The sequence below is a fragment of the Lysinibacillus sp. FW301-JW8 genome, from assembly GCF_058788755.1.
Genome location: NZ_JBYTBB010000111.1, coordinates 1 through 9,746, shown reverse-complemented (window position 1 = coordinate 9,746; position 9,746 = coordinate 1). Strand labels below are relative to the sequence as shown.

The following is a 9,746-nucleotide window of genomic DNA, read 5'->3' as shown; positions in this document are numbered from 1 at the left end:
GTCGTTTCTTGAAGGTATCGTGGTGGAAATCTGCCCACATTTGGCTTCGAAAAATCAAAGGAAAATGCGTACCATAAAGAATTTCTCATCTCTATTGTCCTCGTTAAAGGTTATAGTAAAAAAATGGATGTTCACTACCTCTGCTTACGTGTCTTTGTTTTTCTTCTAATAGTAGAAAAAAATAAAACTGAAATTTCGGTTAATATTTATGCAATGCTAGTGTCAAATCATATATCAATTATTTTGAATATGTAGTATTACTGTCTCTTTTCAACAAATAACAAAATTAGTGTTGCCAAAGGACCTAATACAAGAGAAAGTAAAAACCAATTTAATCCCGTTCTATTCTTCCCTTGTGCAAGTGCAGCATTTATTAACGCCAATGTACCCCAACCTACGAAATATTGATTATCCATCATCTGCACCCCATCCCATTTAACCTTACTGCACCGTTAGTATATATTTCTTCATAAACTTGATTATAACATATCCAACTAACATGCTTCATAACCTGTATATCACCATCATTACGGATTACTGACATTTAAAATGAAATTGCTGCCAAAACGTAGTCTTAATGTCAATTGATTTAGGTATAAATCCAATCGTTGATCGCAAATAATTCCAATCGTGAGTAGACTGATTATGTACGGACATCATTAATTCATTTTCTCGCTTCCCTACTCTTGCTCTAAGTCGTTTAATAGAACGGTTGTCAGAAAAAAAGCGCTTCTTTCCATATTGATTTTCAATACGGAAGAAAGCGCATTTAGCGTATATATTCAAATATCCTATAGCAATAGGGTCAAACTTTGCACATCAGAAAACTAACCTGAGAGCAATCCATGTAACCAAGTTCTATGGGACTTAATAATCCACATCAGCTAAATGATGCGCTACCGCAATCTCATCATAACTTTATTTATAAGCTTACACTTCTCTACACTAATATTTGTAAATATGTTACAATCAAACAGAGCAGAAAACTGATTATTCAGTTAAACAGAAAAATATTGGCGATTTGATAGGAGATTGAATATATGAATGATAAAAAGAAAGGGAAATTACAGGTCACGATAATAGTTTTAATGCTATTAATATTGGTTGCGGCTTTTGTTTTATTCTTCTTAGGTCATTACACTATGGCGTTTGTTTTATTTGGAATTTTTATAGTGGGTATTAATTTTATTAGTAATTGGTTAAAAATTAATAATGAAGACTACGTTTATAGAAAAAATTATAATAATAATAATAAGTGGTAGTTACACTTAGGTACGCCTAAGCTTTTTTTAGCATTAAGTTTGTGAATAAATGTACTTAAACTAACATGGTCTTTAGTTCAATAAGAATGGGACTTGTGTTTATGATTGAATACTACATATACAAGTCCTTTTGTTATGCTTCCTCTATCTCTGCTGTAGTCCCATTAATGTTCCTCTAGCAACGATTAGGTAGCCTGTGTCTATGATTCCTCAGCTCCACTATCAATGCTCACAAGCTCGTTAAATAACTCTGTCAGCTTACTACGATTATTGCTGTAAGCTAATTCAACTAAATACTTTTTGAATTGCAAGAGCAGTAAAATACAAAAAAACGATTGCTATGAACGCAACCGTTTTTTAAGTTCAATTATTTTTGGTTAGATACGAATGATTCATATCTTTGAATAAACGCTGAGATTTGAGAGCGAATTAAAATTTTGTCGGGGTTATAGGCATCAATTGATGTAGCTGTAGTAATCCCATTATCCATGAAAAATTGATTAGCTTCGTTTTCACTTACCGTTTGCCCGTAGTAGTATGATGCCATCAGTTGGGCTAGTTTACCACGTCTAATACCTTTATCCGCTAAACCTTTAGAAGTTGTAGATGCTTCTGTAGCTAATACTGGCATTTTGTATTTACTTGCCATGTTATATAAACCACTTTTGTTCCAAGACGATGTGTTTTTCACACTTGCTAATTCATCTTTCTGTACGTAGCGGAAGAAGATTGTTAAGAAGTGAGCTTCTGTTAATTGTGTGTTCGGTTGTAACTGTGTTTCGTATTTCTTTGTTTTTGCGTTCCATACGTTACTGTAACCACTAATTAAACCTCGGTCGATTGCCCAAATCATATCATCTCTCCACCAAGCTGTAGTGCTTTAGTCTGCAAACTTTTTAGTGTAAGCTGAGTAGTCCTGTGTAGTGGCAACTGGAGTTGTAGGTGTTGGTGTTGGTGTTGAAGCTGAGTAGTTTAAATAACTTGATGCTACATACCCCTTTGTCCCGTCATTTCTTTTCACAGGATACCAAACAAAATGGTTTTTCTTCGTTGATACTTCATCATATTTAAAAGGACCCGTAATGGTAACAATTTCGCCTTCACGTAAAGTACCCATAAAAGGACTATCCTTAGTAGGTCCTATCAACTTGCTATGATTATTTCTTAAGCTGACTCAAAGTTGAAATGAATCAGCTTTGCTGCGCTCTCCCTTAATCACATCTTCCTTATGCTCAATCACAGCAACTTGTTCTTGAACCTTTTCCTCAAGCATTACTTTTTCATTTTGTTCAGCAATCCATTGTTCAGTACGTTTAATAGCGTCATCAATCATATATGAAGCTATTGTAACTTGTGATTTCAATTGATTCTCCATTTCCTCAAATCTAGTGACATAGGTTGCTGTGAATAGAACACCTTTAGCACCTGTCATTTTGTTTGCTACCATATCGCAACCTTTTCTAGTGAGTAGATAACAAGGTAATTCTTTATTTTGGTTGGTTTTATAAGTGTGTTCAATAAAGAAATTAGAGAGTCCAAAATTCGTTTTTTCTTCTTCAAAACCATACAAAAAAGCCTCCTTAATTCGTTATGTTTTTGCAACATACAAATCAAAAAGGCTCGGTATCTTTAACCCTAAATCAGTCATTTTAGGATTGTTTTTACACATTTTAAGGATTGTGTACACATCAATTCTAACCGTTATTTACAATCCTACTTCAACAATTAACAATTACTAATTAATCACAAACCTCAGGCGTACCTTCCCGTTTTGCTGCTCTGAAAGATGTGCCGCAGCCGCATGATGCAATAGCATTTGGATTATCGATGGTGAAGCCACCGCCCATTAGCGATTGTTTATAGTCTATTTTTGTTCCCATTAAAATCGGCGCATCTTCGCGGGAAACAAGAATTCTTAAACCATGTTGTTCATCTTCAATATCATCATCTTTTTTCTCTTTATCAAAATGCATCCCATAGGATAGACCGCTACAGCCTCCGCCATTCACAGCTACACGCAAAAATGAACCCTGCTCTTCGTTATGCTCCATCATTTCTTGAATATGAAAACCAGCTGCCTGTGTAATTTCAATTACTTGCTTTAAACTTGTCATCCCATCACCTTCCTTCTTATATAACATCATATCAATTTTGACCATTGTATGACAAACATTCAGCTTTAAGAGCATTTTTAGTAATAATTCTAATATTTTTCACATAAATAGTATTTTTTATTCATGTTTATAGAAATCTCATTGGTATAATAGTTATAACGATGTCGATGAAAGAGGTAAAAAATATGGAGATTTCACCTTATTACGAAAAAAAAATTCAATGTCTTAATTGCAAAAAAGAATTTCCTACATTAAAAGTCCGCTCTAAATTCATTAAGGTCGATCATACAGAAACAGACTTTCAGCCTATTTATGCTGATGGGATCAATGCCCTTTACTATAATGTTTTTGTTTGTGAGCACTGTGGCTTTTCCTTTACAGAAGACTTTACCAAATATTTTGCACCTGGCATTCAAGATGAAATTCGCACGCAAATAACTGAAAAATGGGTCCATCATGATTTCAAAGGAGAGCGTACTGTATTTCAAGCAATTCAAGCTTATAAGTTAGCCTTCCTCTGCGGCACAATCAAAAAAGAAAAATTTGTTGCCATAGCTGGTCTCGCTTTACGTCTTGCATGGCTATATCGCTCCCTAAACAATAGTGGTCAGGAGCAGCGCTTTATGAAATTGGCACGGGATCAGTATATGGAGTCCTATTCAACAGAGGATTACAGCTCAACCCAGATGTCTGATGTACGCATTATGTATATGATTGCTGAACTATCTCGACGCATTGATGATATTGAAAATGCTACACGCTTCTTTTCAAGGGTTATTGAAAAGCAAAGCATTGGTGGCGAAGCAAAAATTATTGATATGGCAAAAGAACAATGGGCTATTATCCGAGCAGAAAAAGAGCAGTCACGCCAACATTAAAAAGAAAAAAGTTCTAGCTTGAATGGTCAGCTAGAACTTTTAAAGTTGCTTAGAACACTTGCTCTACTTCAACGATGCCAGGTACTTCTTCTAATAATGCGCGTTCGATACCCGCTTTAAGCGTAATCGTTGAACTTGGGCAACTTCCACATGCGCCTAGTAAACGTAATTTTACAACGCCATCCTCTACATCTACTAATTCACAGTCTCCACCGTCACGTAGTAAGAATGGGCGTAATTTATCTAATACCTCTTGTACTTGGTCGTTAATTGTTGCTTCAGCCATTTATCTCGACTCCTTTCCTTATAATGATTATAATGTTAGCAACAGAAAAAATCCAATATAGTATCACGGGGAGAGGAAATACAATGGGACAAATGAAACCAATGATCGAAATTTATGGAACGGCAGTCATCTGCGCTAGCTGTGTAAACGCGCCTTCTTCAAAGGATACATATGAGTGGCTGCAGGCAGCGATTAATCGAAAATATCCAAACCAAGCTTATGATATTCGCTATGTAGATATCGAAGGTCCAATTGAGAATGAACGGGATCAAGATTATGCTACTCGCATACAAGAAGATGAGTTTTTCTATCCATTAGTATTAATAAATGATGAAGTAGTTGGAGAAGGTTATGTGCAATTGAAGCCTGTCTTTACAGTGCTTGAAAAAATGGGCTTTACTCCAGATGAAACCGTATAAAAAGAAATGGATTGCTTCAAATAATTGAAGCAATCCTCTTTTATAGAGCTAAACAGTCTAGTTTAATCGTTTTGATATTTATACAGCCATAACAGTCCTGATTTCATCAAGCGAGCTATACGTCCTGTTACAGTAGTGTCAGCTAAATAAGCAAAGCCCTGTTTTTTACCAAGTGATCCCATAAAGCCTTTTAATTTTATATCTGGCATCTTCTCTGGTAAATTTTCACCTTTCCAACGCATACGAAGCACTTTCACGATATGCTCTGCTTGTTCCTCTGCTAACTGAGCACTAGGTGAAAAATCGGAAGAAGCACAATCCCCAACAACATATACATGCTCATCATCAAGGATATTAAAATATTGAGTTACTAGCGGACGCCCTTGCTTATCTTTTTCAACATCCATCTCTCGCACAATTTTCACGGGCTGTACGCCAGCAGTCCAGACAACTGCATCAAGTGGTATTTCGTCCTCATGATTAAAAATTTTACCAGGCTCAATCTTTGTAATATTAGAATTGGCAATGACATCTACATCATGCTTCACGAACCATGCCTTCACATAATTACTCAATTTTTCTGGGAAGTCCTTCATAATACGTGGACCACGGTCAAATAATTTTATCTTTAAATCTGCACGACTTTCACGAAGCTCACTTGCAAGCTCAATCCCACTTAAACCAGCCCCTACAATTCCAACTGTAGAGCCTGCTGGTAAACCACAAAGTGCTTGGAAGGTTGCACGTGATTTCGCCATTGTCTGAATGCTATATGTGTACTCCACTGCCCCTGGTACACCGTGATATTTATCTTCACAGCCAAGGCCTACGACTAAATCATCATATTCTATACGTTGCCCATCCTCTAGAATGACTACTTTTTCTGCACGATCAATATTAACGACTTCTCCATATACAGCCGTTAAACGTTCATGCTCCGGGAAGCTTACACGAATTTCTTTATCTGTTGAAGTCCCTGCTGCTAATGCATAAAATTCTGTTTTTAAACTATGGAAAGGGGCTCTGTCTACTAGCACGATTTCCGTGTCTAATGGAAGATTGTTTGGTAATAACCGAAGCATGACACGCATATTACCGTAGCCGCCACCTAAAAGTACTAATTTTCCCATAATAGTCTCCTTTTATACCTCTTATAATAATTGTTCACAAAGTATCCACAAATGAGTATAACCGATTGTGAGATGTTTCACAATATAAGAATGCAATTTTGTGAAAGATTTCACAAAATAAATGATTACCTGCCTTTTTCGAACGGTTTTTGAGGTATTTGCACTTTTCAACTTAACGTTATAGCCTGAATCTTCAGTGCTATTATTTTTTTTTTGAAAATTTAAAAATAAACATTAATTTTATTATCATATTCCACTTTCACCCTAAGGTAAACTTAAATCATTGACGAATGTTTTAAAAGCGAGTAGCATTACTTTGGTGAGGTGACATGTATGAATCCAATGGTTGAATTTTGTGTGAGTAATTTGGCAAATGGCTCTCAAAAAACGTATGAAATATTAGAGCGCGATCCAAACATCGACGTTTTGGAATATGGCTGCCTCAGCTACTGTACGAAATGCTCAGAATCCTATTATGCAATCGTCAATGGTGAATTAGTGGAAGCTGACTCTCCTGAAGCTTTAACAAAAGCCATCTATAAATTTATAGAAGAAAATCCCTTATGGTAGACGATAAAGAACGTCTATAATAAATGTGAACATATGAAAAGGATGTTATGCCAAGATTTCGACATAAACATCCTTTTTTATTTTATTCAATTAAAGCCTCCATAACATATGTTGGCTGCTGTTCTTTCTCTAACACACTACTTGTTGGTGTCACACCAGTATTAACATGAATAGTATCACAACCAAAACGAATACCACACATAATATCTGTATCATAATTATCGCCAATCATGACCATCTCATCTTTTGTAAAGCCGTGTTCAGCAGCAATCATTTCAAGCATAGCAGGTGATGGCTTACCAATATAAATTGGTTCAACATCAGCAACCTCCCCTACTAAACGAGCAAACGACCCGTTACCAGGAAGAAATCCATATTCTGTCGGAAACTTTATATCCTGATTTGTTGCAATAAACACTGCACCATTTTGAACAGCAATCGTTGCCTTGGCAAGTGCCATATAATCCAAGGTGCGGTCAATGCCCATAACAAACACCTCTGGCTCTTCCTCAATAGTCTCAATACCTTCATTTAATAACGCTTTACGAATACCATCAGAGCCCATCATGGCAACTTTTTGACCTGGGAAGTTGCGCGCAATATATTTGGCTGTCACCAATGCACTCGAGTAAATATGTTCAAGGGGTGCATTTACACCAATGGCGATTAAAGCCTCCTGCAGCTGCTCTCTAGTCTTAGATGAATTATTTGTAACATAGAATGGCTCAATACCAACTTGCTGCAAACCTTGAATAAAAGAAATCGCAGAAGAGATACCCTCTTTCCCACGGTAAACTGTGCCATCTAAATCAAAGCAGTATGCCTTATAGTTTTTCATTGATGATCCTCTGGCAAAAATGCAGATACTGGGCCAAGTTCATTTGTTAAGTAACTATTCACGGCTGGCGAGAACTGCTTTAATGCAGGTAGATTTGCTGTTAACACATCGATTACTTCCTGATTATCGACCTCTATAAACTCACGAACAAGCATTTTACGTAAGCCAACAACTGCTTTTAATGAAGCTTCCATTTCAGTTGATACAACTTTTTCATCGATTAAAATATCAATAATATCCTCATAGCTTCCTGGATCACGCATAATGAAGCCGTCAATCATTAAGTTCCCTACATCCATCATCGACTCCATTATGTTGTGACCAATACGCTCGATTGCTAATTTTTTAATATCATTTTGCAGCCAGTTATCTTCTGTCTCTATAATAGCTAATAGTCCATCTAAGTACTGTAAATTTTTTGTGATTTTATTACGATCTACAAAATACACAAGGAAAGCCCCCATTCAAATCTTTAAAAGTTGATAGTCTTTTCTCTTCTATAGTACCATATCTATAGGACTGGAAGGAGATTAAAAGATGGAACGTTTTTTTTTATATGATGATGTAGAAGATACGAAAACACGCTTTGTCAGTTTTGCAGGAAAAAAACTTCGTTATGATTTAGCTATTTTGCAATCGGGTCGTTTTTTTGGTAAGGTGCTTGTCATGGATATTCAATTTGGACGCTTCGCCATTATTGGTCCAGACGATATTGAAGAGCCTGGCTACCTTGAGCATGTTTACAATCGTTCAGAGGAAGATACTGTCGAATTACGGGAATATTTACGTGAATTATTAAATTAGTACCCTTTAAAATAGGATGTTTTTTTGTGAGAGTGATTTAAGAATTGACTACAAAAAAATTCCGCTTTCTATAAGCATTGAGCATGTATTGCAGAAGAATAGCGAAATTTTTTTGTAACATTCTTAAAATTAATTGATACATCAGCCTAAGCTATACATCATTATTCAAAATAGAAGGATTATCTTTATTTCGCGGTTTATCCTTATTTTCATTATCATTTTGCTTTTTGGCTTGTTTATTTTGCCCGATAACTCCTAAGTCGTCGACACTAATATCAAATCCATACCCATATTCTTCACGGTCTACTGTTTTTTTATTATTCTTTTCTTTAGTCAAGTTCATCACCTCCATTTAATAAATTATCCTTTTTTATATGATTTATACGTAACTCCTTTTGCATCTTCAATCATCCAATTAGCAGCACTTATTAAATCCGGAAAAATTGCATCTGCTAATGGATCCTTTTCCCCTAAAAACACACCCTTAGTCCCTGCACGTTTTCCTGCTATAATATCCGTGTCCGTATCGCCCACCATATAGGATTTAGATAAATCAATATTATACTTTTCCCCAAGATCAACGATTAGTTTACTATTGGGCTTGCGACAGTCACAGCCCGACTTTGGCTTATGTGGACAATAGGCTACCTCGTGTATAATGGCACCATCCTTTTTCAATTCCTTCATCATATGCTCATGTATTTTTTGAAGCTTTGACTCTTTCATATACCCCAGTCCAACCCCGCCTTGATTGGTCACGACAAATATATAGTCAAAGTACTTATTTAACTTTTTTATAGCTTCTGGCACACGCGGCAGAAAATATAAATCCTTAGGCTTATTCACAAACTTCACACGATTTGTTAACACCTCATTGATTACACCATCACGGTCTAAAAATACAGCTTTTTTCATCTTAGCAACACACCTTTAAATATTAATTATGCCTCGGCATAATTGAGTCCGGAATCGGCTTTGTGCTTAGGCCTGCGTGATGCAGGTCAGTTAGCCGTTATCGCATGGATGCGATGATTTTAGGCTAACATCCTTTATTAACTCCTTTCCGATTCCGTGACATTCGCCAGAGGCTTTGGGCCAACATGATGTTGGTCACTCAGTCGTTGCCACAGGACGTGGCGTTCTTAGACTGAGTTCCTCTATTTCAGCAAGTGTTTGGACACCCTCTGAAAAGCAGCTTAAATTCGCATTCCCCTATAGAGGCGGGAGACTTCTGCTGAAAGAAGTTAAATATACATTTATTAGTGTGCCCCAAATTCCAAAAAATCATCTTTTACAAATTTAAAAAACCTGATGCAAATGACATCAGGTTTCATGTTGTTGAAATACTATTATGTCAATGAAATCAAAGTGACAAATTAAAAAGTATAGCCCTTTTTCAAAACGAGGGGTTGATTTCCGTTCCGACTGAGTGCTTTCCTGGGGGC

At 36.3% G+C, this 9,746-nt stretch carries 16 protein-coding genes; 5 read left to right on the top strand and 11 right to left on the bottom strand.

Going from position 1 to position 9,746, the window contains the following annotated elements:
* Positions 1-257: 257 nt before the first annotated feature.
* Entirely contained in the window at positions 258-419 is a 162-nt protein-coding gene (locus tag AC3WOM_RS25870; protein ID WP_427544896.1) for a hypothetical protein, read from the bottom strand.
* 621 nt (positions 420-1,040) lie between these two features.
* Between AC3WOM_RS25870 and AC3WOM_RS25865 the strand changes: the two genes are divergently transcribed.
* A complete protein-coding gene (locus AC3WOM_RS25865) occupies positions 1,041-1,262 on the top strand; it encodes a hypothetical protein (RefSeq protein WP_492448923.1) in 222 nt (73 codons plus the stop codon).
* 367 nt (positions 1,263-1,629) lie between these two features.
* On the opposite strand, the gene AC3WOM_RS25860 is transcribed toward AC3WOM_RS25865, so the two are convergent.
* From AC3WOM_RS25860 to AC3WOM_RS25845, 4 genes are all read right to left on the bottom strand, one after another.
* Positions 1,630-2,115: a hypothetical protein gene (locus AC3WOM_RS25860; protein WP_492448922.1), complete on the bottom strand. Its 486-nt coding sequence runs from the start codon at positions 2,113-2,115 to the stop codon at positions 1,630-1,632.
* 27 nt (positions 2,116-2,142) lie between these two features.
* Positions 2,143-2,409: an SH3 domain-containing protein gene (locus tag AC3WOM_RS25855; RefSeq protein ID WP_492448921.1), complete on the bottom strand. Its 267-nt coding sequence runs from the start codon at positions 2,407-2,409 to the stop codon at positions 2,143-2,145.
* Between the two features lie 27 nt (positions 2,410-2,436).
* Positions 2,437-2,832 carry a Rha family transcriptional regulator gene (locus AC3WOM_RS25850; protein WP_492448920.1) on the bottom strand — a complete coding sequence of 132 codons (396 nt, stop codon included), beginning with the start codon at positions 2,830-2,832 and terminating at the stop codon, positions 2,437-2,439.
* Between the two features lie 169 nt (positions 2,833-3,001).
* Positions 3,002-3,376, bottom strand: coding sequence for a HesB/IscA family protein (locus AC3WOM_RS25845; protein WP_427544848.1), 375 nt, complete (start codon positions 3,374-3,376; stop codon positions 3,002-3,004).
* 185 nt (positions 3,377-3,561) lie between these two features.
* Here AC3WOM_RS25845 and AC3WOM_RS25840 point away from each other — a divergent pair, with 185 nt between their 5' ends.
* A complete protein-coding gene (locus AC3WOM_RS25840) occupies positions 3,562-4,254 on the top strand; it encodes a DUF2225 domain-containing protein (protein WP_492448919.1) in 693 nt (230 codons plus the stop codon).
* A gap of 49 nt (positions 4,255-4,303) precedes the next feature.
* Here AC3WOM_RS25840 and AC3WOM_RS25835 read toward each other — a convergent pair whose 3' ends face one another.
* Entirely contained in the window at positions 4,304-4,540 is a 237-nt protein-coding gene (locus AC3WOM_RS25835; RefSeq protein WP_004228295.1) for a NifU family protein, read from the bottom strand.
* Between the two features lie 83 nt (positions 4,541-4,623).
* Between AC3WOM_RS25835 and AC3WOM_RS25830 the strand changes: the two genes are divergently transcribed.
* The gene (locus tag AC3WOM_RS25830; protein ID WP_427544851.1) at positions 4,624-4,959 is read left to right on the top strand and encodes a YuzD family protein; all 336 of its coding nucleotides are present in this window, start codon (positions 4,624-4,626) and stop codon (positions 4,957-4,959) included.
* Positions 4,960-5,021: 62 nt separating this feature from the next.
* Here the strand turns inward: AC3WOM_RS25830 and AC3WOM_RS25825 are convergent, their stop codons facing one another.
* Positions 5,022-6,089 carry an NAD(P)/FAD-dependent oxidoreductase gene (locus AC3WOM_RS25825; RefSeq protein WP_427544853.1) on the bottom strand — a complete coding sequence of 356 codons (1,068 nt, stop codon included), beginning with the start codon at positions 6,087-6,089 and terminating at the stop codon, positions 5,022-5,024.
* A gap of 333 nt (positions 6,090-6,422) precedes the next feature.
* On the opposite strand from AC3WOM_RS25825, the gene AC3WOM_RS25820 reads away from it, so the two are divergent.
* The gene (locus AC3WOM_RS25820) at positions 6,423-6,659 is read left to right on the top strand and encodes a YuzB family protein (protein ID WP_492448918.1); all 237 of its coding nucleotides are present in this window, start codon (positions 6,423-6,425) and stop codon (positions 6,657-6,659) included.
* An 82-nt stretch (positions 6,660-6,741) separates the two neighbouring features.
* Here AC3WOM_RS25820 and AC3WOM_RS25815 read toward each other — a convergent pair whose 3' ends face one another.
* A complete protein-coding gene (locus AC3WOM_RS25815; RefSeq protein ID WP_427544857.1) occupies positions 6,742-7,497 on the bottom strand; it encodes a TIGR01457 family HAD-type hydrolase in 756 nt (251 codons plus the stop codon).
* A complete protein-coding gene (locus AC3WOM_RS25810; RefSeq protein ID WP_427544859.1) occupies positions 7,494-7,946 on the bottom strand; it encodes a DUF86 domain-containing protein in 453 nt (150 codons plus the stop codon). The genes AC3WOM_RS25815 and AC3WOM_RS25810 overlap by 4 nt, the downstream gene beginning before the upstream one ends.
* 88 nt (positions 7,947-8,034) lie before the next feature.
* On the opposite strand from AC3WOM_RS25810, the gene AC3WOM_RS25805 reads away from it, so the two are divergent.
* Positions 8,035-8,301, top strand: coding sequence for a DUF3055 domain-containing protein (locus AC3WOM_RS25805; protein WP_427544861.1), 267 nt, complete (start codon positions 8,035-8,037; stop codon positions 8,299-8,301).
* 151 nt (positions 8,302-8,452) lie between these two features.
* Here AC3WOM_RS25805 and AC3WOM_RS25800 read toward each other — a convergent pair whose 3' ends face one another.
* On the bottom strand, positions 8,453-8,653 hold the full coding sequence (locus AC3WOM_RS25800) for a hypothetical protein (protein WP_427544863.1): 201 nt from the start codon (positions 8,651-8,653) through the stop codon (positions 8,453-8,455).
* An 8-nt stretch (positions 8,654-8,661) separates the two neighbouring features.
* Complete coding sequence (locus AC3WOM_RS25795) at positions 8,662-9,216, bottom strand: D-glycero-alpha-D-manno-heptose-1,7-bisphosphate 7-phosphatase (RefSeq protein ID WP_492448917.1); 555 nt, start codon at positions 9,214-9,216, stop codon at positions 8,662-8,664.
* Between the last annotated feature and the right edge of the window lie 530 nt (positions 9,217-9,746).